Origin of the sequence: Streptomyces sp. TSRI0281 (assembly GCF_001905125.1) — a bacterium.
Taxonomy (GTDB): Bacteria; Actinomycetota; Actinomycetes; order Streptomycetales; family Streptomycetaceae; genus Streptomyces.
Genome location: NZ_LWLE01000001.1, coordinates 1,378,646 through 1,403,552, shown reverse-complemented (window position 1 = coordinate 1,403,552; position 24,907 = coordinate 1,378,646). Strand labels below are relative to the sequence as shown.

The 24,907-nt window shown below is 71.7% G+C and carries 18 protein-coding genes and 1 pseudogene; 7 read left to right on the top strand and 12 right to left on the bottom strand.

The window, feature by feature from the left end:
- Positions 1 to 27: 27 nt before the first annotated feature.
- Positions 28 to 1,530, bottom strand: a complete 1,503-nt coding sequence (locus A6A29_RS06510) for an FUSC family protein (RefSeq protein WP_073718879.1) — start codon at positions 1,528 to 1,530, stop codon at positions 28 to 30.
- Between the two features lie 228 nt (positions 1,531 to 1,758).
- Here A6A29_RS06510 and A6A29_RS06505 point away from each other — a divergent pair, with 228 nt between their 5' ends.
- A complete protein-coding gene (locus A6A29_RS06505) occupies positions 1,759 to 2,241 on the top strand; it encodes an Lrp/AsnC family transcriptional regulator (RefSeq protein WP_073718878.1) in 483 nt (160 codons plus the stop codon).
- 381 nt (positions 2,242 to 2,622) lie between these two features.
- The gene (locus A6A29_RS06500; RefSeq protein WP_241838333.1) at positions 2,623 to 4,008 is read left to right on the top strand and encodes a serine/threonine-protein kinase; all 1,386 of its coding nucleotides are present in this window, start codon (positions 2,623 to 2,625) and stop codon (positions 4,006 to 4,008) included.
- Positions 4,009 to 4,158: 150 nt separating this feature from the next.
- Here the strand turns inward: A6A29_RS06500 and A6A29_RS06495 are convergent.
- Together A6A29_RS06495 and A6A29_RS06490 are read right to left on the bottom strand one after the other, a co-directional pair.
- Positions 4,159 to 5,147: pseudogene (locus tag A6A29_RS06495) on the bottom strand (aldo/keto reductase).
- Between the two features lie 57 nt (positions 5,148 to 5,204).
- The gene (locus tag A6A29_RS06490; protein ID WP_073718877.1) at positions 5,205 to 6,095 is read right to left on the bottom strand and encodes a glycoside hydrolase family 16 protein; all 891 of its coding nucleotides are present in this window, start codon (positions 6,093 to 6,095) and stop codon (positions 5,205 to 5,207) included.
- Between the two features lie 390 nt (positions 6,096 to 6,485).
- Here A6A29_RS06490 and A6A29_RS06485 point away from each other — a divergent pair, with 390 nt between their 5' ends.
- Positions 6,486 to 6,986: a DNA polymerase ligase N-terminal domain-containing protein gene (locus tag A6A29_RS06485; protein WP_385731565.1), complete on the top strand. Its 501-nt coding sequence runs from the start codon at positions 6,486 to 6,488 to the stop codon at positions 6,984 to 6,986.
- A gap of 56 nt (positions 6,987 to 7,042) precedes the next feature.
- On the opposite strand, the gene A6A29_RS06480 is transcribed toward A6A29_RS06485, so the two are convergent.
- The 3 genes from A6A29_RS06480 to A6A29_RS06470 all read right to left on the bottom strand — a co-directional run bounded on the left by A6A29_RS06480 (position 7,043) and on the right by A6A29_RS06470 (position 13,718).
- A complete protein-coding gene (locus A6A29_RS06480; protein ID WP_073718875.1) occupies positions 7,043 to 12,106 on the bottom strand; it encodes a HEAT repeat domain-containing protein in 5,064 nt (1,687 codons plus the stop codon).
- Positions 12,103 to 12,543, bottom strand: coding sequence for a helix-turn-helix domain-containing protein (locus tag A6A29_RS06475; RefSeq protein WP_073718874.1), 441 nt, complete (start codon positions 12,541 to 12,543; stop codon positions 12,103 to 12,105). The genes A6A29_RS06480 and A6A29_RS06475 overlap by 4 nt, the downstream gene beginning before the upstream one ends.
- Before the next feature lie 92 nt (positions 12,544 to 12,635).
- Positions 12,636 to 13,718 carry an MDR family NADP-dependent oxidoreductase gene (locus A6A29_RS06470; RefSeq protein WP_073718873.1) on the bottom strand — a complete coding sequence of 361 codons (1,083 nt, stop codon included), beginning with the start codon at positions 13,716 to 13,718 and terminating at the stop codon, positions 12,636 to 12,638.
- Between the two features lie 318 nt (positions 13,719 to 14,036).
- Between A6A29_RS06470 and A6A29_RS06465 the strand changes: the two genes are divergently transcribed.
- Together A6A29_RS06465 and A6A29_RS06460 are read left to right on the top strand one after the other, a co-directional pair.
- Positions 14,037 to 14,450: a DUF6083 domain-containing protein gene (locus A6A29_RS06465; RefSeq protein WP_073718872.1), complete on the top strand. Its 414-nt coding sequence runs from the start codon at positions 14,037 to 14,039 to the stop codon at positions 14,448 to 14,450.
- A 118-nt stretch (positions 14,451 to 14,568) separates the two neighbouring features.
- Positions 14,569 to 15,060: a GreA/GreB family elongation factor gene (locus A6A29_RS06460; RefSeq protein WP_073718871.1), complete on the top strand. Its 492-nt coding sequence runs from the start codon at positions 14,569 to 14,571 to the stop codon at positions 15,058 to 15,060.
- A gap of 76 nt (positions 15,061 to 15,136) precedes the next feature.
- On the opposite strand, the gene A6A29_RS06455 is transcribed toward A6A29_RS06460, so the two are convergent.
- A complete protein-coding gene (locus A6A29_RS06455; RefSeq protein WP_073718870.1) occupies positions 15,137 to 15,772 on the bottom strand; it encodes a DUF1345 domain-containing protein in 636 nt (211 codons plus the stop codon).
- Between the two features lie 313 nt (positions 15,773 to 16,085).
- Between A6A29_RS06455 and A6A29_RS06450 the strand changes: the two genes are divergently transcribed.
- Together A6A29_RS06450 and A6A29_RS06445 are read left to right on the top strand one after the other, a co-directional pair.
- Positions 16,086 to 18,419 carry an FdhF/YdeP family oxidoreductase gene (locus A6A29_RS06450; RefSeq protein ID WP_073718869.1) on the top strand — a complete coding sequence of 778 codons (2,334 nt, stop codon included), beginning with the start codon at positions 16,086 to 16,088 and terminating at the stop codon, positions 18,417 to 18,419.
- Positions 18,420 to 18,649: 230 nt separating this feature from the next.
- Positions 18,650 to 19,204, top strand: a complete 555-nt coding sequence (locus A6A29_RS06445; protein ID WP_073718868.1) for a YceI family protein — start codon at positions 18,650 to 18,652, stop codon at positions 19,202 to 19,204.
- A gap of 100 nt (positions 19,205 to 19,304) precedes the next feature.
- Here A6A29_RS06445 and A6A29_RS06440 read toward each other — a convergent pair whose 3' ends face one another.
- From A6A29_RS06440 to A6A29_RS06420, 5 genes are all read right to left on the bottom strand, one after another.
- Entirely contained in the window at positions 19,305 to 19,958 is a 654-nt protein-coding gene (locus A6A29_RS06440) for an ABC transporter permease (protein WP_073718867.1), read from the bottom strand.
- 4 nt (positions 19,959 to 19,962) lie between these two features.
- Complete coding sequence (locus A6A29_RS06435; RefSeq protein WP_107468134.1) at positions 19,963 to 20,670, bottom strand: ABC transporter permease; 708 nt, start codon at positions 20,668 to 20,670, stop codon at positions 19,963 to 19,965.
- Complete coding sequence (locus A6A29_RS06430) at positions 20,667 to 21,665, bottom strand: ABC transporter ATP-binding protein (RefSeq protein WP_073718865.1); 999 nt, start codon at positions 21,663 to 21,665, stop codon at positions 20,667 to 20,669. The genes A6A29_RS06435 and A6A29_RS06430 overlap by 4 nt, the downstream gene beginning before the upstream one ends.
- An 80-nt stretch (positions 21,666 to 21,745) precedes the next feature.
- The gene (locus tag A6A29_RS06425) at positions 21,746 to 22,741 is read right to left on the bottom strand and encodes an ABC transporter substrate-binding protein (RefSeq protein ID WP_241838332.1); all 996 of its coding nucleotides are present in this window, start codon (positions 22,739 to 22,741) and stop codon (positions 21,746 to 21,748) included.
- Positions 22,738 to 24,762, bottom strand: coding sequence for a CocE/NonD family hydrolase (locus A6A29_RS06420; RefSeq protein ID WP_073718864.1), 2,025 nt, complete (start codon positions 24,760 to 24,762; stop codon positions 22,738 to 22,740). The genes A6A29_RS06425 and A6A29_RS06420 overlap by 4 nt, the downstream gene beginning before the upstream one ends.
- Positions 24,763 to 24,907 lie beyond the last annotated feature (145 nt).

The window sequence follows — 24,907 nt, the reverse complement described above, 5'->3', positions numbered from 1 at the left end:
TGCTCGCCGGGCTCCGTCGTGCCGGGGTCAGACGGGGACGAGCGGTGCCCGGGTGGAACTGCGCAGGGGCGCGGCGAGGTCCACCAGCGCTCCCTCCAGCGCGTGCAGATGCGCGAGTGCGGCCTCGGCCCCGGGGTGGTGGTGCGGGGCGTGAACCGGTACGTCCGACCGGTCCGCACGGGGCTGCCCCGGAGGCGCCAGGGCCAGCACCGCGGCCTCCACGCGGTGGCAGGCGGCGGTGAGGCGCGCGTCGTGGGAGGCGTCCGGGTCGGCCGCCACGGTGGCGAGACCGCGCACCTCGCGGGCACAGGCGTCGAGCAGGTCCAGTACCTGGCGGGCGCGGGCCTTGCGGGCGCGCAGCGGGCTGATGGGGTGGACGAGCGGGGCGAGCGACAGCCTGGCCCGGCCCAGCAGCAGTTCCAGCTCGGCGGCGAGGGGCGCCGGGTCGGCGTGCTGGTCACCGGCCAGCCGCAGCGCCGCGGCGGCGGTGCAGCGGTGCACGCAGTGCAGGGCCCGCTGGATCCACGCCTCGGTGGTGGCGTGCGTGGTGACGGGCAGGATCAGGGCGACCCCGAGGACCGCACCGAGGGCCCCTGCCGCGGTCTCCTCGAAGCGGAGCCGGAGCAGCCCGGGGTGCAGGACGCCGAGGAGCCCGTAGAGCAGTCCGGCCATGACGGTGACGAAGAAGGTCATCCAGCTGTACGAGGGCGCTGCCGTGTAGAAGATCCCGAAGACGCAGACGGCGACGAGTGCGGCGGTGGGTGCGGGTGCCCCGTGGAGCGGCACCGCGACGAGCAGTCCGACGCCGATCCCGGCGACGGTCCCGACGACGCGGCGGAAGCCGCGGACGAGCGTCTCCCCGCGCGAGGCCGTGTTGACGAAGATCCACCAGGCGGTGCCGACCGCCCAGTACCAGCGGTCCGGGGACAGCAGCATCCCCACCGCGAGCGCGATCCCGCAGGCCGCGGTGGCCTGGAGCGCCTGGCGGGTGGTGGGCCTGTCGAACCCGTATCCGGTGAGGGGCGCGGGCTGGGCGGGCAACGGGGTGCGGCGCTCGATGCACCAGGCGCCGAAGCGGACCGCGCAGGCCGCCGCGACGGCCAGCGCCATCGCGCCGTACAGCTCCGGCAGCTGGGCCGGAACGGCGTGCAGGAACTGGGTGCTGAAGAACATCATGAAGCCGAATATCCCCAGCGCGTGGCCGCGCGGCCCCCAGCGCCGCGCGTACACGCCGGCGAAGACGACGGCCAGCCAGCAGACGGCCCGCGGCAGGGGCAGTCCGTGCAGGGTGCTCGCCAGGGCGAGCACCGGGAAGCCGACAGCGGGGAGCAGCAGGGTGGTGACCGCCTGCCTGCGGACGGTCGGGTCGCCGACCGTGAACAGCGCGAGGAGCGCGGCGAGTCCTCCGGTGATGGAGGCGGTCAGGGAAAGGCCGGCCAGTTCGGCCGCGGCCACGGCCAGGCCGATACCGAGCACGGCACGCAGGGAGACCCGCAGTCGTACAAGCCCCGGATCCGGGGCCACGAACATCCTCTTCACGACGGTCGGACCGCCCCCTTCGGCTGGAGAACACCCTCTTCTGCATGGCAAAGGCGCCGCGGAACCGGAATCGGCTTCGTCGCCGTCCGGCGCTGCGCGGCGCCATCGATGACCAAAGGAAAGCATCCTGCGGGACAGTGGCTCAAATCGATGAGGGAGTACTGTGCCATTGGCATAGTCAAAGCCGGTTTCGGCACGCCAGAAGGAGACCAACGGACCATGGCGGTGGACGCCCTCGACACTCGCATCCTGCGGCTGCTCATCGAGCAGCCGCGTACCAGCGTGCGCGAGTACGCGCGCGTCCTCGGAGTGGCCCGGGGCACGCTGCAGGCCCGGCTGGAGCGGCTGGAGCGGGACGGTGTGATCACCGGGACCGGGCCGACCCTCTCCCCGGCCGCGCTCGGCCACCCGGTCCTGGCCTTTGTCCACCTGGAGGTCACCCAGGGGCATCTGGACGAGGTGGGTGACGCGCTCTCGGCCGTCCCCGAGATCATCGAAGCGTTCTCCACGACGGGGGGCGGGGATCTGCTGACCCGGGTCGTGGCCCGGGACAACGGGCATCTGGAGGATGTGATCCAGCGGTTGATCCAGCTCCCCGGGGTGGTCAGAACACGCACCGAGGTGGCGCTGCGCGAGCGGGTGGCGCACCGGGTGCTGCCGCTGGTGGAAGCCGTGGGACGGGCCGTGGGGACCCCCGGCTGACCCGAGCAGCCGAGGGAGCGGCACCGGTTTCCACGGCCCCCGGCGGCGGGCCGTATCTCTCGGCGGAACAGGCCGAGTTCATGCCGTGGGCCGCGTACGAGCGCCTGGTGGACCGGGCCGCGCCCGGCCTACCGGGTCCGTATCCGGCGGTCCGTCAGCTTCCTGCATCGCTTCCCTGGCGTCCGGGGTGGCCGGCGGGGCATTCGCGGTCCTACAGACCGATATCCTGACCGGGTCGTGCGCCCCGCCCCGTCCCCGCTCCGGAAGAGCCCGACGGGGGCAGGTGCCACGACAGTCGGAGCGGGCCCACAATTCGAGATTGGTGCACAGGTGCTGGTAGCTGGTCGGTACCGGTTGGTATCCCCCATCGGTCGTGGCGGCATGGGCGAGGTGTGGCGTGCCACGGACGAGGTGCTGGGCCGGGCCGTGGCCGTGAAGCTGCTGCTGGGAGACCATCCCGACGCCTCGTCGACCGCCCGGTTCCGCATGGAGGCGCAGACCGCCGCCCGGCTGAGCCACCCTCATCTGGTGGCCGTGTTCGACTTCGGGGCCTGGGAGGACCGCTTCTATCTGGTGATGGAACTGGTCGAGGGCCAGAGCCTGAGCGATGTGCTGGCCACTCAGGAGACCGTCCATCCCGAGCAGGTGGCCCTGATCGCGGGCCAGGCGGCCGCCGGCCTGGCCGCCGCGCACCGTCAGGGCATCGTCCACCGGGACATCAAGCCCGGCAACCTGATGCTGGACGCCGAAGGGTCGGTGAAGATCGGCGACTTCGGGATCGCCCAGTTCGTCGACGATCCCTCGACGGCGTTGACGACGGCCGGTCACATCGTGGGCACCAGCCTCTACTTGGCGCCGGAGCGCGCCCTCGGCCGCACGGCCGACTCCGCATCCGACATGTACTCCCTCGGCTGCGTCATCTACCAACTCCTGCTCGGACAGCCGCCGTTCCGCTCCGACACCGCGACCGCGACGCTCTATCAGCACGTCGACACGGCACCGGTACCCCTCAGACAGCGGGGCGTGGACATCTCCGCCGCGTTCGACTCGTATCTGCTGGGGCTGCTCGCGAAGCAGCCCGAGGACCGGCCGAGCGCCCAGCAGGTCTCCGACTGGTTCCGCACCGATGCCTGGCGCGGTCGTCCGGAGCCGCTGCCGATGCCGACGCCCGCCGCCGTACGCACTCCCCGCCCCGCGCCGGTCGCCACGCCGCCGCCGGCGGCAACCCCGGCCGCGCCCGTCGGCCCCACGACGTACAGGCTCCCGCAGCCCACGGGCCGGCGGCGGAACACCTCGGGCAGCAGGGCCGCTCCCGCACGTCGGCGCGGCGCACGTGAGGCGATCAGGCGGCGCCCGCGGGTGGCGAGCGCGATCGCGGGGACGGCGACCTTCCTGGCCGCGGTGTATCTGGGGATGATCCTGTTCTCGCCGGACTCCAGTTCGGCCGGGACGCCGGACTCCGGCCCTTCGGGCCCCACCCCTTCGGCCGGTACCGACGCGCCCGCGCGGGGCGGTGCGGCGGACGGCGGTTCCAACGGGAACGCACCGGCCCCGAACGAACAGTCACAGGACGGGGCCCCGCAGGACACCTCGGCCGGGAACGCCGGGCAACAACAGGACTCCGGGCAGCAGGGCGCCGGGCAGCAGCCGGGCGCCGGGCAGGAAAGCTCCGGGCAGGAGCAGGGCGCCGGGCAGCAGGACCGCGGCCGGCAGCAGGGCGAGCGGAACAAGAAGCACGACGGGGACGAGGAGGACGGGGAGGACTAGCGGCTCCGTTCCACGCCGCCCGGGGTCTCGGGCGACGCGGAACGGAGCCGGGCTCCCGGATGCCGCCGTCCGGCCTGCGGCATCGGCACCGACGGCCACCGGCACGGCGCGGGGATCAGGGTCGGCCGCCCCGTGCGGCCCGGCCGTTCGTCACCAGCGGTCGTGGATCGCTGCGCGGATCCGCCGGTCGCACAGCTCCCGCACGGCGTCCGACGTGCTCTGCGGGAGCGGCGGGAGGGCTGCGGCCGCGTTGGCGCGGGCCTGCTCCACCGAGCGCGCCCCGGGGATCACGCTGGTGACCCCGGGCTGCTGGATGATCCAGCGCAGCGCGGTCTGTGCGGGGGTGGCGCCCTCGGGAGCCAGCCCGGCGAATGCGGCAGCCGCGGCGACCCCGGTGGCGAAGTCGATGCGGAGAACGTCCCGCCCTGGCCGAACGCCTCTCCGTGACGGTTGTAGGTGCGGTGGTCGCCGGGGGCGAAGACCGTGTCCTCGGTGTACTTCCCCGAGAGGAGACCGGAGGCGAGCGGGACGCGGGCGATGATGCCGGCTCCGGCGGCCACGGCGGCCGGAAGGACCTCGTCCAGTGGCTTCGGGCGGAACGGGTTGAGGATGATCTGGACGCTCGCCACCCCCGGGCGGGCGAGGGCGGTGAGCGCCTAGGCGCAGGTCTCGACGCTCACCGCGTAGGCGGCGATCCGCTGCTCGGCGACCAGGGTGTCAAGGGTGTCGTAGACCGCGTCCGAGGAGTGGACGCTGCTCGGCGGACAGTGCGGCTGGACGAGATCGAGCGTGTCGACGCCCAGGTTGGCGCGGGAGCGGTCGTTCCAGGTGCGGAAGTTGTCGAGGACGTAGTTCCCCGGCACCTGGTCGGCGCGGCGGCCCATCTTGGTGGCGACGAGGATGCCCGCGTCCGGGCGGTCCTTGAGGTACCGGCCGATGAGCCGTTCGCTGCGGCCGTCCCCGTACACGTCCGCGGTGTCGAAGAAGGTGACGCCCGACTCGACGGCCGCGTCCAGCACGCCGAAGGCGTCGGGCTCCGCCGCCTCTCCCCAGTCGCCGCCGAGCCGCCAGGTGCCCTGTCCGACGACCGATACGTCACGGCCGGTCCGGCCGAGTGCGCGCTGTTCCATGGGGCTCATGCCAGGCGGGTGCGCCCTGGGGCGGCGGCTCCGGCCGGGTGCCCACCCGGAGGTACGTCAGCCGGTGGTGACGCGCACGTAGTCGACGACGAGCTGCTGCGGGAACGTGGTGTTCCCGTCGGGGTCGCCGGGCCAGTAGCCCCCGACCGCGAGGTTGAGGATGAGGAAGAACGGCTTGTTGAACACCCACTGCTTCCCGGCGAGGTCGGCCGGGGTGCGCCGCTGGTACACGGTGCCGTCGACGGACCAGGTGAGGGAGTCGGGGGCCCAGTCGACGGCGAAGGTGTGGAAGGCGTCGGCGAAGGCGGCCCCGCCCGGGAGCGTGTAGCCGGCGCCGATGCCGCCCGAGCCGGAGTAGCCGGGGCCGTGCAGGGTTCCGTGGACCGTGCCGGGTTCGAAGCCGACGTTCTCCATGACGTCGATCTCACCGCTGTTGGGCCAGCCGACGTTGCCGATGTCGTCACCGAGCATCCAGAACGCGGGCCACATGCCCTGTCCGCGCGGCACCTTCATCCGGGCCTCGACATGACCGTACGCCGTGGTGAACTTGCCGGAGGTGTTGAGCCGGGCCGAGGTGTACTGGCAGGAGCCGTACCAGCACTGGTAGTTGGCGGGATTCTCCTTGCGGGCGGTGATGACGAGGTTGCCCTGGCCGTCGAGTGCCGCGTTGTTGTTGCCCGCGGTGTAGAACTGCCGCTCGTGGTTGTTGACGTTGTCGCCGGTCTCGATCTGCCACTTGCCGCCGTTCACGGCGGACCCGGCCGGGCCGTCGAATTCGTCGGAGAAGGCGACCGCCGAAGGAGCCGCGGCCGGGTGGGGGGCGGCCGAGGCTCCGGCGGGCAGCGCGGTCACGACCGCGGAGCAGCAGAGCAGGGAGAGCGCGAGCAGGGTGGCGCGGCGGCGCTTGGAGACGTGCCGCACAGCGTGTCGCGAGAGGTGCACAGTCATCACATCACTTCGCGTGGGGGGGGGTGAGGGGGCATGTCCATGACAGATTCACACCGAGAGGTGAACGATCGGCATGATCACCTCGGGCGAACTTTTCACTACTTGTTCTAAGGGAGTGCTCGAAGCGGCGTCAATGGCCTGGTCCGGACCGGAGAGGGAACGGACCGTGCCCCCGGCATGTGCGACTGAACTCGGAGCATCGTCGGCCACGCGGGCACACGCCCGGTCCCGGGCGGGGGACCGGGCGCCGCCCGTTCCCCCGCCCGTCGTGCGCTCCACGGCCGACGGCATCACAGTGGAAGTACGGGGGCGGGCGGAGGGAGCGCGGGCGTGGACGCTGACGACACACTTCGACCCCGCTTCGTGGTGCAGATCCACGACGCACGGCGTATGCACTTCGACTTCCGGCTGGAGGTCGACGGCGTACTGAAGTCCTGGGCGGTGCCCCGAGGCCCTTCCGAGAACCCGAGCGACCGGCGACTGGCCGTTCCGACCGAGGACCACCCGCTGGAGTACCGGGAGTTCGAGGGGGTCATTCCGCAGGGCGAGTCCGGCAGTGGCACCGTGATCGTCTGGGACCAGGGCACGTATCGTCCGCTCAGCCACGACCGGCAGGGCGTCGCCGTGCCCTTCGACGAGTCCTTGGCCCTCGGTCATGCCACGTTCTGGCTGTACGGGGCCAAACTGCACGGCGAGTTCGCCCTCACCCGGTTCCGGGTGGGCGACGAGGAGGACGGCGTCGGCCAGGAGGCATGGCTGCTGATCAAGGCCAACGACCGGCTGGCCGTACGCGACGGACCCGGCTCGCCCGACCCGTACCACGCCCGGTCGGCGCGCACCGGACGCACGCTGCACCAGGTCGCGGCCGCGGCGCGGGAAGTTGACGGCTGACGGCGGGACGCGGTGGACGCCGACGTTCGTGTCGCTCCGCGACGGACGCGGAGCGGCTACGTGTCGTCGGCGCCCGTGAGCCGGTCCAGGACATCGGTGTACCGGGACCGTTTGTCGGGGCGTGCGTGGGCGGCGGCGTGCCGGAGCGCCGGGACCGCGGCAGCCCCGAAGCGGCCGATGGCCTCGTGGGCCGCGCTGCGGACCGCGGGCTGTGGATGGCCGAGGAGACCGACCAGAACGGGGACCGCCGGTTCCCAGGACGCGTGGGCGAGCGTCCGGATCGCCATGCGCACCACATCCGGCTGCGGGTCGTCCAGCAGGATCATCGTCTGCCGCGCATGCGTCGAGCGGTCCAGCAGCGCGCGCGAGGTCCGATGAGCGTGCAGCCGTACGCCGGTCCTCGGGTGGCGCAGCAACGCGTCGATCAGTTCGCGCAGCACCTGGTCGCCGTTGTCGCCCGGCCTCGGGTGCCCGCCGTCCCGCGACCCCGGCCCCGGCTTCCGGCCGGCCCGCGACGGTGCGTTCCGGCTCCTCGCCGCTGCCCGGTCGCCGTGCTCCTCGGCGAGGAGCGTGAGGGCGCGGCGTATCTCCCCGGGAGTGCCGGTACGGGCCAGGGTCAGCAGCTCCGGCAGTGTGGGGCGTGGCCCGGCCCCTGGCGTCACTGCCACGACCGGGGCCGGGCTGCGCAGGGCTTCGAGTGCGGCGGCGTCCGCCCGTGCGGCGCCGGGTCCGCGCAGCGGCCCCTCGACCAGGAGGAGCGCGTCGGCCAGGGCGTCGCGTCCTTCGGTACGCAGCCGTCGCCGGGCCCGGGTCAGAGCGGGAGTACGCAGCAGTGGCCGCCTCGACAGCAATTCCAGGAGCCCCGAGGCACCCGCGTCGATGCGCTCGCCCAGCAGCTGTGCCAGTACGTCGGCGGGGACCTCGCGCAGTACGCGCAGGGCTTCCGGGCGGAGGTCGTGCGAACCGCTCTCCCACCACCCCAGGAGCAGCGGGACGAGCGGCGGCAGATCCCAGGGGTCCAGCCGGGCGGCCAGGCGGAGCACACGTTCCGGCCGGACCTCGTCGCCGCGCAGCTCCGCCTCGTCGACGGCGACGAGTGCGCGGGCAAGGTCGATCCGGGTGCCGAGATCGTTCCCGGTGTGAAGGCCGTTCGCGGTGCCGGTCGCGGTGCTGGTGCCAAAGCCGTCGCCGGTGCCGAGGCCGGTTCCGGTGGCCGGGTCGTCCACCCGGCCGCGCAGGAACGCGCGGAGCACGGCCAGAGTGATGTCGGGTTCGGGCCACGCCCGCAGGGCCTGGGCGGCTGCGTTCCGCCGGTCCGCTTCGGGGGCGTCCAGCAGGGTCAGCAACCGGGTACGCAGGGCGGCGGAACGCGGCTGATCGAGATCGTCGAGGTGTACGGACCTGACGGCCGACGCCGACGTACTGGCCCGTGATTGCGCCGCTTCCCGCTTCGGCACGGCCGTCTCGGTGATCGTCCAGGCCGGTGCGTCGAGTGGCTGGAGCCGCGTCATCCAGTCGACCAGCCGCTCGCGCACCCCGGGACCGGCGCCCGGGTAGGCGTCGATCAGTGCGTCGAGGCGGTCCCGGGAACCCGGAGCCGGGTCGTGATCGCGGCGGTGGAACTCCTCCAGGGCACGGGGCGTGCGTACGGCGGCGTCCAGCGCGGCCCGCCACGCCGTCGACCCGGTGGAGGGGGACGTCCGCACCGGCACTCCGAAGGTCTCGCGCAGCAGCGCGGGACCGGTCAGCCAGGGATCGGCCCCGAGGCGGGCGGCGGCGAGAGCCAGGTCCAGATCGGCGCGGACCAGCACGGCACCGCACCTGCGCAGCAGGGTCAGCGAGGACGTGCTGCCCGCCGGCCCGGCCGCGGACGCGCGTACCGCCTGGGCGACCGTGAACCGCTCGACGGCGGACAGCCGGGGCGCCACGGCATTCAGGACGGCCATGAGTCCCGCGGCGTACTCCCCCGCCGCCGTATCCTGCCGCCCGTGCGCGACCTCGTCGTACGCATCGGTCACCGTCCCGCCGAACCGGGCGAACGCCGCCACCTCACCGGACGTCCACGGGGCCGGGCACAGCAGGAGCGTGCAGCGCAGGACCCGGCGCCGTACATCCGCCGAAGGGGCGCTCTCCGCCAGCCTGAGCCAGTCCTCCAGCATGGGCCGCAGCCTCCGCAGCTCCCGCAGCCGGTCCGCGACCGGTGGTGCGGGGTGCCCGGCGATGCGCAGGGCGACCGAGGCGTTCCACCCCCTGGTCAGCAGGGACTCGATCGCGAGACCCGCCGCGTCGGGCGGTTGTGCGGCGCGCGCGAGGTGCGTCATGACGCCGTGCCTGGACAGGAGCTCCGCCAGTTCCGCGACCGACCCCGAGGCAAGACGGACGCCGCCCGACGACAGCAGGCCGAGCAACGCCGGAACGGCCGGCGACGCCTGGGCATCCAGGGCGAGAACCGCACGTGGGGTCAGTACGTTGTCGAGACCCGCCAGCAGCAGTTCGCGGACGCGCCCGTCCTCGCTCTGTTCGGCGGCGGCGAGAACGGTCGCCGTGCAGGCGTCACCGAGGATCGCGCGCAACGCCTCGACGAGCGCGGTACGCAGCCCGGGGTTGTCGTGCCGGCCCAGCCAGTGGAGCAGTCGCGGCACCGCCGCCGGTGCGCCGGCGCGGACCAGGACCGACGCGGCGGTCTTCTTGACGTTCATGTTCGGGTGGTCGAGGCAGGCCGCGACCGACGCGGACGCCCAGCGGGCACGCGCGTGCCCCAGTGCCAGCAGCGCCTGCCGTACGGTCCTGATGTCCTGGGCCCGGGTCAGTACGGTCAAGGTCGCCGAGAGGGCCTGGGCGTCGTCCCCCTCGGCATCCCGCGCCAGCAGGGCGATCACATGCTTGCGCACCCGCGGGTCGCGGCTGCGCAGCAAGGAGTGCACACGCGGCCGCAGGTGCACCGCGCCCGGCACCTTGAGCAGCAGCTTCAGCAGCACCGCCTGCTCTCCGCCGGACAGCGCTGGGCGGTCCAGCAGGTCCAGTGCCGTCGTGGCGACGAGGGCGTGGCCCGCCTCCCGCGCGTCCGCCGCGTCGAGCAGGCAGACCGGCCGGATCCGCCGCCGCCGGTGGAGTCGGCACCCCAGAGCGTGCACGGCGTCCACGACCTCCTGCGGTACCTCGGGTTCACCGGTGGGTCCGGCCGTGTCCGGGCGGCGTTCGTCCGTGGGCCGGGCCGCGCGGGGGCCGACCGCGGCGGGGTTCGCGTCCTGGGGCAGGGCGAGGTCGCGCACGATGCGCAGAAGCAGATCGGCGATGACGGGCAGTGTCCCGGCGCCCCCGTGATCCGCGAGCCGGCACAGCGCCGCCACGGGGTCGTCGGGGTCCGGGCGCGCGCTCAGGACGGCCAGTTCGGCCTCGTCGGGGCCCCCGAGGTCGGCGGCTATGCGGGCGGGCAGGTCCGTGGGGTCGAGACGTACGAGAAGGCGATGCCGTGATTCCGGATCGTGGCTCAGATGCCACAGGAGCTCCAGGGCCCGGTCCCGGACGCCGCGGAACGGCGGCGCGATCGTGCCCGTGGCCGTGCGGGGGTACGCGCCCGTGTCCGCGCTCGGGCCCGCCTCCGCGTCCTCGCCCGCGACCGAGCCCGCCTCCGTGTCTTCGCCCGAGCCCTCGTCCATGTCGAGACCGAGCCCTTCGGTCAGCGCCTCGACCGTCCGGCGGCCTCCGATGGCCTCCAGGGTGGTGAGGGCCGGCACGGGGGCGTGGGGAAGCAGACCGATCACCGCCTCCTCGGCGTCCGCGTGACGCAGCGTACGAAGGGCGTCGAGGAACGGCCCGGGCGTGGGAGCGGCCCGGAGCAGAGCGGTGACGGCCGCGCCGATCGGCAGCTCCCCCGTGCCCTGAGCGGCCAGCGCGACGAGCAGGTCGAGCCGGCGTGGCCAGCTCGGGTCATCGGCCGGCGCGTCGATCAGGGCATCGAGCATCTCCCGGCGGCAGGTGTAGAGCACGGTGGCGACATCGCGCGACGGGACCGAATGGTCGGCCAGCGCCAGCTCGACGACGGTCCGTACGTCCGGGGATGCCGGGAAGTGCCCGCGCCGGTGCAGTCCGCGCAGACAGGTCAGCACCGGCCCGCCGAGCAGCAGCGGATCGCGCGCGGCAACGGCCAGGAGCCCACCGATGTCGTCGCGTTCCGCGAGATCACCGAGGAGTTCCAGCGCGTTGCGGCGCAGGGCGGGCGGAAGGTCCTGGTCCTCCGCCGTCCGCCGAAGGAGCCGGCCGTGCCCGTGGCGGGCCGCGGTGATGAGCGTGGCTGCCGCGACCGCCGGCCTCCCGGTCGCGGACTCCGCGGTGAGGCCGGGGGCCAGGAGCGCCGGATCCAGCGGCCTCGTCGCGGCCCACGGTGCGGCGAGTTCGCCCAGTGCGCCGGCCGCGACATCGGCGTCGGCCGCGCCGATCAGGGGGATCAGCCGGGCACGCACCGTCGCCGGGGAGAGCAGTCCGGCGTGCAGCCCCTGCCGGGCCAGCCGCAGGGCCTCCGCCTGGAGCACCGGGTTCCGGGTGTCCACGAGTTCGGCCACAAGGTGCGCGGGCCGGTGCGCGTTCATGATGTCGCTGCCACGCACGGCCTGGTACAGGAGCTCCCCGGGTGTCTCGTCGCGGAGGGCGGCGGGATCGGTGAGGACCTCCGCGCGCAGCCAGGCGACCTGTACCCGTACCGGCAGCCGGGCGGCCCGCCAGTCCGGCCTGCTCCCGCGCGGCAGCCGCGGCCCGAAGCGTTCATGGAGTCCGGCGAGGACGAGCGATTCCTCCGGCGAACCTGCCGGAAGACGGGGCAACAGCGCTGCCGGATCCCCCAGTTCGGCCAAGTCGCCGCCTTTGACCGAGTCGCCACGTCCGGCCGGGTCGCCACGTCCGGCCGACTCGGCGGGTTCGGCCTCTCCCGCCGTACCGTACGGCGATCCCACCCGCTCGGCGAGGAGGGTGAGCCCCAGATACCGCAGCCGTGAATCCTCGTGCCGGACGAGGCGTCCGAGGACGGTCGGCGGACAGACCCGCGCGTCGAGGTGCCGGGCGAGCCATCCGGCGTCGGCCCGGTCGAGGGCGTCCAGGATCTGTTCGTCCGCGGGTGTCGTCACGACCGGATACTAGGCAGCGCCTTCACGGCTCCACCAGCGGAATTCGCCCGGTCCGGGATCGCTTCCGGGACGACTCCGGCCGCCAGCCGCTCACGCAGTACGGTGAGCCGGGCGATCTCCGCGTCAAGGGCGGCGAGCCGCCGTGCCGCCACTCCCTCGCCTCCTCTGCCCCCGTCCGCGTCCGCGAGGCCGCGGCACTGCTGCGGCGGGGCGTCCATCAGCACGTCGAGACGGTCGGCGCAACGGTGTACGTCCCCGACGGTGAGTCCGACCGCCAGCAGATCGCGGATGACTCTGACCCGGGCGATGTCGCGCGTACCGTACTCGCGCTGGCCCGTCGCGGTGCGCGGCGGAGGGGGCAGCAGACCTCGCTCCTCGTAGAACCGAAGTGCCCTCGGCGTGGTCCCCGCCGCTGCCGCCGCGTCACCGATCCGCATCCGCCACCCCCGACAGCCTCAACAGCACCAGCACCCTCGGCCGCACGTACGAGCACGTGCGCCTTCACCGATACCTATGCCTATGTCTATGCCTATACCTCGACGATCACCGAGCCAAGATGCTGACCGTCGATCAACTCGTACAACGCGCGGGCCGCGTTGTCCATGCCCGGGATACGCACATGGGGGAAGGCGATCTCCCCGGAGCGCAGCCACTCGCCGAACTTCCGGTTCCACTCCTCGTTGGCTTCGGGGTGGTCGAGTCCGCTGATGCCGTGCATCGTGATCCGCTTGACGATGAGCTGGAACGAGTCGATCTCGACCGGGGCGGAAGCTCCGTTCCCCCGCTCCGCCAACTGCCCCGACAGGGCGCCGATCAGGACGAACCGCGCACCGGGCCGGGCCACCTCGATGGCGGCCCGGAGCTGTTCGCCCCCGACCATGTCGACGAACACATCGATGCCGTCGGGCGCGGCCTCGGCCAGCCGGGCGGCGAGCGAGGTTCCGGGTTCCCGCAGGATGGCCGCGTCGTATCCCAGGTCGGCCGTCATGCGCTCCGCCTTCACCGCCGTGCCGGTGGTTCCGATCACCCGGCCCGCGCCCAGAAGCCGGGCCGTCTGCCCCACCATGGAACCCACCGCACCGGCCCCGCCCGACACGAACACCGTTTCCCCGGAACGGAGTCCGGCGACCCGGCTGAGTGCCGCGTACCCCAGCGCCCCCTGGGAGAGATGGGCCGCCGGGTCGGGCAGTACGTCACCGAGCGGGGTGTACCCGCCCGCCGGAATCACCGCGTACTCCCGCCAGCCCAGCCAGTGCGACACCCACTCACCGGCCTGGGGCCCCGCCGCGCCACCGCTCCGGCCCTCGGCCACGGCGTCCCCCCTGGCCACGATCTGGCCGACAGCGGCTCCGAACAGCGGTTCACCGGGGCGTACGCCGGGGAAGGGCGCCCCTTCCACACCTCCGGCGATGACCGTGCGCAGGGCGGGGAACACCTGGAAGTACCGGTTCCGCACCAGCACTTCGCCCTCGCCCAACGGTGGGATCTCCGTGTCCACGACCTCGAAGTGCTCCGGGCGCGGGAGACCGTCGGGGAAGGCTGCCAGCCGCACTTCTCTCGACGTGCGAGGGGTGGGCAGCGCGCGGGACGGGGCGGACTCGGCGACGGACATGACGAACTCCTCGGAGGCGTGGTCCCCTTCGACCGGACGGCCGGAAGGCACGCAGACGCTAAACCCTCACCCGCGCGTCAAGGGCAAGCCCGAGACGGGCCGATCGGGGTTCCTCACCTGTCCGGGCACGGGAGTTGTCCCCGGCGAACCGGCCGGTCCGGCACCCGCCAGTAAGGAACCGGCCAGGCGGTCCCACCACGCTTGAGCCGGTCCGCGCCTCATGTGGCGCGTGATGTCACTCCGGTTGACACCTGTCTCATGCGTCACGGCCGGATCGCGTCCTACCGGAGCCGACACTGGGTCCGGACCCTGAAAACCATGGGGTACACCGAGAACGCCGCGCCCGCCCCGTACCACCCCGACGACGCTCTGCAGGCCGCATGCGAAGGAGCCACCGCTCCCCCGCCGCCGACGCCACCCGTCTGCCCGCGCTGCGCACTCCCGCAGGACCGCTACCCCACCCTTTACCCGCAGACCTGGGTGCTGCTGGAACCCGGCATCACGGTCGCGTCCCACAGGGTGCAGCCCCGGCGCCGGTGGCTCATCACCCCGGACGGCATCGCCTGGAACACCTGGGACGCGGAACCGATCCCGGGATCCCGCTGCCGGATCTCCCACCGCTCGGTCTGCCCCTGGTCCGCAGCGGACGACCTCTGGCCATGGGGAACCGCCCTGCGCCGGGAGAACGCACGCAGGGCGCAGCGGCTCTTCAACCTGCCGGGCAGGGGCTGAAGCGAGCCTGCCGCCGGATCGGCCCACCCCCACAGCGTGCCGATTAGCCTGATACCGTGAAAAATGCCGTATAGAGCCTGCGACACTCAACCGTGCCGCCCGCACGACGGGAGCAGGAATGACCGGTGGACCCGAACCCATCAGCACTGCCGCCCGCGAGGCGCTCGATCGAGAGCTCGCCGATCTGCGGGCCGAGCGCGCGACAGTCGCCGCCACCTTGAGCGGCGGCGAGCAGGTGAGCGACATGGCCGATTCGGCCGACGAGTTGCAACGCGCCACGGAACTCGACCGCCTGGACACCCGTATCACCGAGATCGGTACGCGCCTCCGTGAGGCGGACGTCGCGGGGCCCGCCCCGACCGAAGCCGTCGGCGTGGGCAGCACCGTGACCGTACGGTTCGCGGACTCCACGGAGATGACCCTCCAGATCGGCGAGGTCGCCGCAGTGCTGGACCGGACGTTGATCACTGCCGACAGCCCCCTGGGGCACGCGCTGCTCGGGCATCGCGCCGGCGACTCCCTCACCTATGACGCCCCCGAGGGGCGGACGACCGTGCTCGTGCTGTCGGTCGGCGGCGACAGCGGCGACAGCAACCGCGGCAGGTCGTAGCGGAACGCCCCGCCGTACGGACCGGCGCACCCGGCCCGCGCCCGTCGGCCGGTCAGCCCGTCAGCCCGTCAGCCCGTCAGCCCGTGACGATTCCGGCGACGAGGTTGATGGTGGTGGCCAGGATGCTGGCGCCGAACACATAGGACAGCAGGCAGTGCCGGAGGGCGACCGCGCGGATCAGGGAACTGGAGACGTCGGTGTCGGAGACCTGATAGGTCATCCCGAGGTTGTAACTGAAGTAGAGGAAGTCGACGTACTTCGGCCGGTCGGGGGAGTTGAAGTCGATCCCGCCTTCGGCCGGCAGGTAGTAGAGGTGCGCGTAGCGGGTGGCGTACATCAGGTGGAGTGACGCCCATGCCATGAACACGCCGCAGAGTGCCATCGCGGCCGCGGCCTGATTCAGGTCCGAGTGGCCGACCAGGAGCAGCACCACGATGCCGACCAGCCCGCACAGGGCGGCCGCGACGACGACGAGCTCTTCGAGAACGGGCCGGAACTCCTGGCGCCGGACATTGCTGTGCGTGGTGGCCGCGTCCATGGGCCACAGCACGATCCACCCCGTCACGACGAAGATCAGCTGTGCCCCGGCGATACCGGCGAGAATTCCCAGCGGCGCGTTGGACAGCATGCCCGCGACCACACCGATCAGCGCCCCGACGACGATCCCTCCGGTGAGTCGAGGAACGGCGGAGAACGCCTGCCAACGGTTCATCGACCTCAAGAGCGACCGCCTTCGACGGCTCGGTGAAGGGCCTCGGGCTTCCCCTTCGACCAGGTGGCGACATCTCCGGCCCGGGAAGCCGCCCATGGGACGGGTGGGGGATCGGATCTGATCCAACGGGGCCCTCAGCCTATCCATGCGTCTGCCGGGGTGCAGTCCAGCGGCTCGGCGCACGGTCCCCGTGGGCACGCGCCGGGGACCGTGCGTCGAGCCGCACTCCGCGTAGCGCGCCGAAGTCGAGTGGCGTGGGCCGGTCCGCCTGCATAGCCTGCCCGAAAGTATCGATTTATCGCCCCGTGCCCGAATGGTGGAAGGGTTGAGTGCCTTGAGTACCGACCGTGACGAGCAGGAACCCCTGGAACCCTCGGTCGGTCCCGCACCCCAGGGCGATCCGCGGTTCCAGCCCTACCACCACCCCGCCGCCGGCTGGGGCGCGGCCAGGAGCGTGAGCCGCTTTCTGGTGGACGAACGGGCGCTGGTGGACGGACCGCGGGCCATCATGCGGATGAACCACGAGAACACCGGGTTCGACTGCCCCGGATGCGCGTGGCCGGACGACACCAAGGGCCTGCACCTGGACATCTGCGAGAACGGCATCAAGCACGTCACGTGGGAGATGACCCGCAAACGGGTCGGCCGCGAGTTCTTCGCCGCCCACTCGGTGACCGAGCTGTCCGGATGGAGCGACTACGACCTGGAGAACCAGGGCCGGCTGACCGAGCCGATGGTCTACGACCCCGAGTCGGACCACTACGTCCCGATCCGCTGGAAGGACGCGTTCGAGGTGGTCGGCCGCGCTCTGCGGGGGCTGGACCATCCGCATCAGGCAGCGTTCTACACCTCCGGCCGGCTCGGCAACGAGGCCAGCTTCCTCTACCAGTTGATGGCCCGTGAACTGGGCACGAACAACCTGCCCGACTGCTCCAACATGTGTCACGAGGCCAGTGGTCGCGCTCTCCACGCCTCCCTGGGCACCGGCAAGGGCACCGTCGATCTCAAGGACTGGGAGTCCGCCGACGCGCTGTTCATCCTCGGGGTCAACGCCGCCTCCAACGCACCCCGGATGCTCACCGCCCTCGCAGAGGCGTATCACCGCGGCGCACAGATCGTGCACATCAATCCGCTCGTCGAGGCGGCGGCGACCCGCACCATCGTCCCCCACGACTTCCTGGACATGGCCCTCTACAAGACGACGCGGACCAGCACCCTGAACCTTCAGCCCCGCATCGGCGGCGACATGGCCCTGCTGCGCGGCATGGCCAAGGCGGTCCTGGACCAGTCCGAGACCGACCCCAGGGCCCTGGACCGGGAGTTCATCGACCGCCACACCTCCGGCTTCGAGGAGTACCGCGCGCTCTGCGAGGCCACGTGCTGGGAGGAGATCGAGAACCAGTCCGGGCTGAGCCGCGCCGACATCCTCAAGGCGGCGCGCGTGTACGGGGAGGCCGACCGCAGCATCGTCAGCTGGTGTCTGGGGCTCACCCAGCACGAGCACGGTGTCGACACCGTCCGGGAGATCGTCAACCTGCTTCTGCTCCGCGGCAATCTGGGACGCGAAGGGGCGGGCCCCTCCCCCGTGCGGGGACACAGCAACGTCCAGGGCAACCGCACCTGCGGCATCGATCACCGCCCCACCGAAGCGTTCCTGGAACGTCTCGCCGCGGCCTGCGAGATCGAGCCGCCCCATGAGCACGGCCTGGACACGGTCGGCACGATCAAGGCGATGGGCCGCGGCGAGGTGAAGGTGTTCGTCGGCATGGGCGGCAACTTCGCCCTCGCCGCACCCGACACCCCGGTCACCTGCGCGGCACTGCGCACCTGCGAACTCACCGTCCAGGTGAGCACCAAGCTGAACCGCAGCCACATCGTCCACGGCCGCCGGGCACTCATCCTGCCGTGCCTCGGCCGTACCGAGAAGGACCATCAGCGCAAGGGCGTCCAGAGCACGTCCGTCGAGGACTCGATGAGCATGGTCCACCTGTCGATCGGCATGAAACGGCCCGCCTCCTCGCACCTGCTGTCCGAGCCGGCCATCGTCGCGGGCATGGCCCGCGCCGCCCTGCCCGACAGCGCCACGCCCTGGGAGTGGTACATCGAGGACTACGACCGTATCCGCGACACCATGGCCCGGGCCCTCGACGGCTTCGAGGACTTCAACCGCCGTGTGCGCCTGCCCCTCGGCTTCCGCATCAAGCAGCCCGCCCGTGAACTGGTCTTCCTGACCCCGTCCGGACGCGCCGAGTTCTCCAGCGCCGTCCTGCCCGACGTCGTCCCCGCCGCGGGGACCCTGGCACTGGGCACCATGCGGTCCCACGACCAGTGGAACACCACCATCTACTCCGACAACGACCGCTACCGCGGCATCAAGAACCTGCGCACGCTCGTCTTCATGAACCGGGCCGACATGCGCGAACGCGGTATCGCCGACCTCGGCCCCGTGGACATCACGAGCACCGCGAAGGACGGCAGCCGGCGGTCCCTCAACGGCTACCTCGCCATCCCCTACGACATCCCCCGCGGCTGCGCGGCCGGTTATATGCCCGAGATGAACGTGCTGTGCGCGCTCAGCGACTACAGCACCCAGAGCGACCAGCCGATCATGAAGCACGTCAAGGTCACCATCGACCCCGCCGCCTGAGCGGGAGCGGCGTACAGGCGGAGGTCCGCGCCGCCCCTCCTCGCTCGCCGCGAACCTCGCAGCGGGCCTCGCCATGGACCTCGCCGCGAACCTCGCAGCGGACCTCGCCATGGGCCCGTTCCGGCCGATCGGGTGACGTGCGGGCGCGGTCGAACGCCCGTCGCGCCGGGCCTGGCTAGCGTGGGCGGGCGCCTTCCCATCCCGTCCCCGAGCCCCCTGGGAGCAGACCCATGACCACCACCCCCCTCGCCTCCCTGTCAGGGAACTACATCCTCGACCCGGCCCACACCCAGATCGGGTTCGTGGCCAGGCACGCCATGGTCACCAAAGTCCGAGGCGCGTTCGACGAGTTCGAGGGCGCCGGCCACTTCGACGGCGCGGACCCCGCCAACTCCTCCGTGTCCGTCACCATCAAGACCGCGAGCATCGACACCCGCAACGCGCAGCGCGACGGCCACCTGCGCACCAACGACTTCCTGGACGCGCCGAACTTCCCGGAGATCACCTTCGTGTCCACGGGTGTCGAGCGGCTCGACGACAGCCACTACCGGCTGACCGGGGACCTCACCATCAAGGACGTCACCCGGCCGATCGGCATCGACTTCGAGTACCAGGGCAGCGCCACGGACCCGGCCGGCAATCTGCGCGTCGGATTCGAGGGCTCGGTACCGATCAGCCGCAAGGACTACGGCATCACCTGGAACGCCCCGCTGGAGGGCGGCGGTGTCCTGGTCGGCGACAAGGTCGTGCTGGAGTTCGATGTGTCCGCGATCCGGCAGCCCTGACCGGAGCGGTCCGTCCTGCGGCTCATGACGGAAGGCCCCGGGCCCCGGCAGGATCTTTTGCCGGTGCCCGGGGCCGGTCTCTCCCGGTCGTGTCCGCCGCTCAGGCCCGTGAGTCGCGGAGGCCCTTGGGCACCAGCAGCCGCTGGACCAGACCGATCAGGCCGTCGGCCAGAAGGGCCAGCGCCGCGACCCAGAGCGCGGCGGCGATCACACCCTCCAGCCCGTAGTTGGCCTGGCCGAGAACGATGTCACCGAGCCCGCCGCCACCGGCCACGGTGGCCAGCGTCGCGGCGGAGATGACGTACACCACCGCGATACGGATGCCCGCGAAGAGCAGCGGAAGCGCGAGCGGCAGCTCCACCTTGATGAGCACCTGTACCGGGGTGAGGCCCATCCCGCGCGCCGCGCGGACCGTGTCCGGGTCGACCTGGTCCACGGCCAGGTACGCCTGGCTGAGGATCGGCGGGACGGCCGTGATCAGGAGCGCCACGGCGATGTTCGTGAAGTTGAGGCCGAAGATGCCCAGCCCGATCGCGATGACGGCGAGGTTGGGCAGGGCGCGCCCGATGTTGGAGATGCTGGTGGTGAGGAATTCACCGCGGTGCAGGTGCCCGAGCCAGAGTCCGGCCGGTACGGCGACGACGAGCGAGACGGCGATGACCACCGCGCACATCCACACGTGCTGACCGGTCTTCTCCAGCATCAGCGGCAGCCGCTCGTGCATGAAGGTGAACGAGCCGATGAAGGTGTCCATGTGGCTATGCCCTCCTGCTTCGGGCCCAGGGGGTGAGCAGCCGTCCGGCGAGTACCAGCAGGCCGTCGGCGGTCAGCGCCAGGGCGACGGCGAGCGCGCCCGCGCCGACGAACTGGGTGTTGAAGGGCGACTGGAGCGCCTTGAGGATCAGCGACCCGAGACCGGCGTCGATGACGTACGCGGCGATGGCGACGGTCCCGACGGTCATCACGGTGGTCACGCGCAGCCCGGAGACGAGCGCCGGGAGGGACAGGGGCAGTTCGACCTTGAAAAGGATCTGCCGTCTGGTCAGCCCCATGCCGCGAGCCGCCCGCACGGCGTCCTCCGGCACCTCGCGCAGCCCGGTGAGGAGTGTGGTGAAGAGCAGGTAGAGGCTGTACGCGATGAGCGCGATCTCCACCGTGAGGACGGAGAATCCGCTGACCGGTACGAGGAGTTGGAAGAGCGCCAGCGGCGGAACCGTGTAGAGGAAGGACGACACGGCCGAGGCCGGGGCCGCGAACCAGCCCTGGAAGTGGGCGAGTACGGCCATCAGGAAGGAGATGACGAAGCCGATCACCACGGCGATCAGAGTGAGCTCGATGTGCTGGACGAGCGCGGGCCAGAAGAGACTGGACCAGTGGTCGGCGAACCAGTCCGCGCAGAACGTGGCGTCGTTGGCCACGCACGTACTGGGGTCCCCGTAGTCGGGGATGACGGGGCCGCCCATCATGCCGCGCCCGCCTTCCGTATCGCGTCCAGCGAGGCGGTGCCGAGGACCGTGCCGTCGTCACCGGTGACCCGGACGGCGTCGGTGCCCTCGGCCACCATGAGGGAGAGCGCGGAGCGGAGCGTGGCGTCGGCGGCGAGGCCGGGCAGTTCGGTCCCGGCCGCGGGCGTGGTGGTCCCGGGGGTCAGTTCCAGGTCCGCGAGGCGGATCAGGGAGAGCCGCCGCAGGCCCCGGTCGGCGCCGACGAAGCGGGCCACGAAGTCGTCGCACGGCTCCTTCAGCAGCGTCTGCGGGGTGTCGTACTGGGCGAGTCTGCCGCCCTCGCGGAAGATCGCGACGCGGTCGCCCATCTTCACGGCCTCGTCGATGTCGTGGCTCACGAAGATCACGGTCTTGCGGATGCGTTCGTGCAGCGCCAGGAACTCGTCCTGCACATGCTCCCGCGTGAGGGGGTCGAGCGCGCCGAACGGCTCGTCCATCAGCATCACCGGTGGGTCCGCCGCCAGCGCTCGGGCGATGCCGACACGCTGCCGCTGGCCGCCGGAGAGCTGGGCGGGGTAGCGCGATCCGTACTCCGCGACCGGCAGCCCGACGAGGTCGAGCAGTTCGGCCACCCGGTCCGTCACCCGCTTCCGGTCCCAGCCGAGGACCTTCGGGACGGTGGCGATGTTGGCCGCGATCGTCAGGTGGGGGAAGAGCCCGCTCTGCTGGATGACGTAGCCGATGGAGCGGCGCAGCTGGATCGGGTCGAGGTCGCGGATGGACCGGTCACCGATGCGGATGTCGCCACCGGTCGGCTCGGCCAGCCGGTTCACCATCATCAGTGCGGTGGTCTTGCCACTGCCGGACGGACCGAGCAGCACACAGATCTCACCTGCGGGGACGGTCAGCGACAGGTCGTCGACGGCGGGCGCGGTGCTGCCGGGGTAGGTCTTGACGACATGGTCGAAGACGATCTCCTGCGCGCCGGCGGGAATTCTCTGGTTTTCCTGGCTCATGGGGGCCTTCTCCTGGAGGGCGACGGGGTGCGGACGGTCGCGGACACGAGGGGTGCGGCGGGACATTCGGTCCCCGCCGGTCAGATGAGGTCGTTGACCCGCAGGAACTCCGCCGCGACCTCGGACGGAGCGAGCCGTACGGTGTCGACGCCCCGGTTCATCTCACGTACCGCTTCGTCGGTGAGCAGCGCGTCCAGCCGGTTGAGCGTCTCGGCGAAACCCGGGCCCTGCTCCTCCTGTACGCCCTGGCGGATGACGGGGGCCACGTTCTGGTAGCCGTAGTAGCCCTTCACGTCCTCCAGAATCGTGTAGTCGCCACGGGCGAGCTGCGGATCCGTGGTGAAGACGTCGGCGGCGTCGACCTGACCGTTGTCCAGCGCGGGGTACTGGAGGCCGATGTTCAGGGACTTCACCTCGGTGTTGGTGAGTCCGTGCGCCTTCACCATGTCGTGGTAGCCGAGTGCGCCTTCCATGTTGTCCGGGTACTCGGCGAAGACGACATGGTCCGCCTTGGCCAGGTCGCTGATGGTCTTCAGTCCGTGCTTCTTCGCGAACGCGGGCTTGACCGCGACCGCGTTGCGGTTCTGGAACGGGGTCGGGTCGAGCATCGTCAGCCCGCGGGTCTCCTGATACGCCTTCGCCTCGCGGAAGGTCGCCGCGGCGGTCGGGGGCATCGAATCGCTCTTGGCCAGCACCTGGAGGATCACCCCGGTGTACTCGGGGTAGATGTCTATCTGGCCGGAGGTGAGCGCGCCGTCGATGATCGTGGTGCTGCCGATGTTCGACTTCAGCTCGACGTCGTAACCGGCCTCGGTCAGCGCCTGTTTGTACAGCTCGCCGATGATCCACTGCTCGGTGAACTGCTTGGCCCCGATGACCACGGTGGGCTTGCCGACCGTGGCAACGGCGCTGCCGCAGCCCGAGAGCGCGACAAGAGAGGCGAAAGCCAGCAGCCCGGCCGCCGCTCCCCTCGCCGGACGGCGGAGCCGGGAGCGCCGGGTGGGGGCGGAACCCGTTCCGCGTACTTTGCCGACCAGGGTGGACAGGACCGCCGACGCGCGGCGGATGCCTGTCACACCTGGTCCCGGGGGACGGTGAAGGACCAGGTCCGGGTGAAGATCTCTCGCTCCGCCGCTCCGGTGCCCTCGAACGCGGACAGCTGATTGACCACACAGAAGTCGTTGGCGTCCGCGGTCATCCGGGACCGGGTGCGCACACGCGTCGCCCAGTCGCCCCGGCTGATGAACTCCTCACGCTCGCTCTCCACCGTCGCGGACAGCGGATCGCCCTCGACCAGCCGGAAGCGGTTGAGATCCTTGCCGGAACGGGTGAGACCGTCGGTGTGGTCCGTCATGGTGCCGTCCGCCGGGGTGGTCACGATGACCTGTTCCCCGGTCTCGGCGTCGTGACTGACCTTCCGGTCGCCGGGGATGGGCGCCGTCTCGATGCTGTGCGGGGGAACCGCCCGCGGCGGACCGTACGGGCGCAGCGCCGCCTCCTCGTCGGGGCGGGGCGCGCGTACCGGCAGCGTCAGGGCGCCGTGGGCGGTGTCCAGTTCCAGGGCCACCACCTCGGGTGAGGGCCAGAGCCAGGGCCACAGCGAGGCGGAGACGGAGACCCGGACGCGGTTTCCGGCGGCGAAGGCGTGCCCGATGGCGAACAGGGGCACCGACACCTCGTAGGCGCGGCCCGGCTCCAGGGGCTTCGGATCGGTGTGTCCGTCGCGGTGGGTGAGGTTGAGGAAACCCGCGGTGACCAGCTTCGAGCTGCCGTCCGGGGCGACCTCGCACAGCCTCACCGCGAGCTGCGCCTGCGGCCGGTCGCTGGTGACCCGGAGGGTGACCTCGGGGGTGCCGAGGATCTCCAGCCGCTCGGTCAGGGCGGGACCGGTGAAGGTGTGCGACCGGCCGTCGTCGGCGGCCTGGTCCGCGTACTGGCCGGGCACATCACCGAACTTGAGGAAGTCGCCGCCACTGGCGCCGATGGTCAGCGGCGAGCGGAGTACCGCGGTGCCCGGGGCTGCGCCGAGCGTGCTCAGCGGCAGCTCGCGCGCCTCGACACCGGGTGCGGGCCAGGACGGCTCGCCGACCCAGCGGCCGGGACGCCCGGTGAGGTCGGAGCCGACCGGGGCGGGGTCGGGGATCCAGGCGCGCAGCGCCGGCTCGTCCATGATGCCGTCGTCGACACCGCCCATCCAGCGGTCGAACCAGCGTACGCACTCGCTCTGGAAGTCCATCGCCGGGCCGGGTTCGGCCTGGTGGGGGTAGGTGTGCGCCCAGGGCCCGAGCATGGCCTTGGCAGGCACCCCCAGGTTCTCCATGAGCCGCAGGACGGCGCCCCGGTAGGGGTCGAGCCAGCCGCCGACCGCGTAGACGGGCACCTTGATCGCGGAGTAGTCCTCGCAGACCGATCCGTGCTGCCAGTAGGCGTCCCGGCGCTGGTGGCTCAGCCACTCCTCGGCGTACGGGACCGTGCGGTCCAGCCGGTCCAGCCATTCCTGACGCCAGGAGTCGCCGAGCACGGCGGGGTCCGCGGGGCGGGCGTTGTAGGCGAGCATGGTCGCGGCCCAGGGCAGCATCTCGGAGGCGAGCAGGGAACCGCCCGCGTAGTGCACGTCGTCGGCGTACCGGTCGTCCGTGGAGCAGACGGTGACGATGCAGCGCAGTTGCGGCGGCTGGAGGGCCGCGATCTGGAGGCCGTTGAATCCGCCCCAGGACTTGCCGATGATCGCCACCTGGCCGTCGGACCAGTCCTGGCCCTCGATCCAGTCGAGGACTTCGAGGGCGTCGGCGAGTTCGGTGGCGTGGTACTCGTCGAGCATGATGCCGCTGGAGTCGCCGCTGCCCCGGCAGTCGACGCGCACGGCCGCGTATCCGGCGGCGGCGAACTGGGCGTGCAGGGTCACATCGCGGGGAGCGGTGCCGTCGTTCTTGCGGTACGGGATGTACTCCAGAACGGCTGGAACCGGCCCCTCGGTGTCGGCGGGCAGCCACACCCGGGCGGCGAGCCTGTTGCCGTCCTTGAGAGGAATCCATACGTGGCGCAGGACGCGTACGGGGTGCCGTGCGGTGGTTTGCGAGGTACTGGTGGTGCTCATGATCCCGGACGATAGACGAGCAGCTGGGATGAACTGGACGTATATTCCTGGATATTCCGGAATTGTTTAACGGTGAACAAGAGCACAGGATTGCGAGGGCGCATCGGGGGTAGACGGACGATGCCCCTCTACCGACGGGGCGCCC

Coding starts and splice junctions, on each gene's coding strand:
- A6A29_RS06510 (WP_073718879.1), bottom strand. CDS start 1,530: ATGTTCGTGGCCCCGGATCCGGGGCTTGTACGACTGCGGGTCTCCCTG.
- A6A29_RS06505 (WP_073718878.1), top strand. CDS start 1,759: ATGGCGGTGGACGCCCTCGACACTCGCATCCTGCGGCTGCTCATCGAG.
- A6A29_RS06500 (WP_241838333.1), top strand. CDS start 2,623: ATGGGCGAGGTGTGGCGTGCCACGGACGAGGTGCTGGGCCGGGCCGTG.
- A6A29_RS06490 (WP_073718877.1), bottom strand. CDS start 6,095: ATGACTGTGCACCTCTCGCGACACGCTGTGCGGCACGTCTCCAAGCGC.
- A6A29_RS06485 (WP_385731565.1), top strand. CDS start 6,486: ATGCACTTCGACTTCCGGCTGGAGGTCGACGGCGTACTGAAGTCCTGG.
- A6A29_RS06475 (WP_073718874.1), bottom strand. CDS start 12,543: ATGCGGATCGGTGACGCGGCGGCAGCGGCGGGGACCACGCCGAGGGCA.
- A6A29_RS06470 (WP_073718873.1), bottom strand. CDS start 13,718: ATGTCCGTCGCCGAGTCCGCCCCGTCCCGCGCGCTGCCCACCCCTCGC.
- A6A29_RS06465 (WP_073718872.1), top strand. CDS start 14,037: ATGGGGTACACCGAGAACGCCGCGCCCGCCCCGTACCACCCCGACGAC.
- A6A29_RS06460 (WP_073718871.1), top strand. CDS start 14,569: ATGACCGGTGGACCCGAACCCATCAGCACTGCCGCCCGCGAGGCGCTC.
- A6A29_RS06455 (WP_073718870.1), bottom strand. CDS start 15,772: ATGAACCGTTGGCAGGCGTTCTCCGCCGTTCCTCGACTCACCGGAGGG.
- A6A29_RS06450 (WP_073718869.1), top strand. CDS start 16,086: ATGGTGGAAGGGTTGAGTGCCTTGAGTACCGACCGTGACGAGCAGGAA.
- A6A29_RS06445 (WP_073718868.1), top strand. CDS start 18,650: ATGACCACCACCCCCCTCGCCTCCCTGTCAGGGAACTACATCCTCGAC.
- A6A29_RS06440 (WP_073718867.1), bottom strand. CDS start 19,958: ATGGACACCTTCATCGGCTCGTTCACCTTCATGCACGAGCGGCTGCCG.
- A6A29_RS06435 (WP_107468134.1), bottom strand. CDS start 20,670: ATGATGGGCGGCCCCGTCATCCCCGACTACGGGGACCCCAGTACGTGC.
- A6A29_RS06430 (WP_073718865.1), bottom strand. CDS start 21,665: ATGAGCCAGGAAAACCAGAGAATTCCCGCCGGCGCGCAGGAGATCGTC.
- A6A29_RS06420 (WP_073718864.1), bottom strand. CDS start 24,762: ATGAGCACCACCAGTACCTCGCAAACCACCGCACGGCACCCCGTACGC.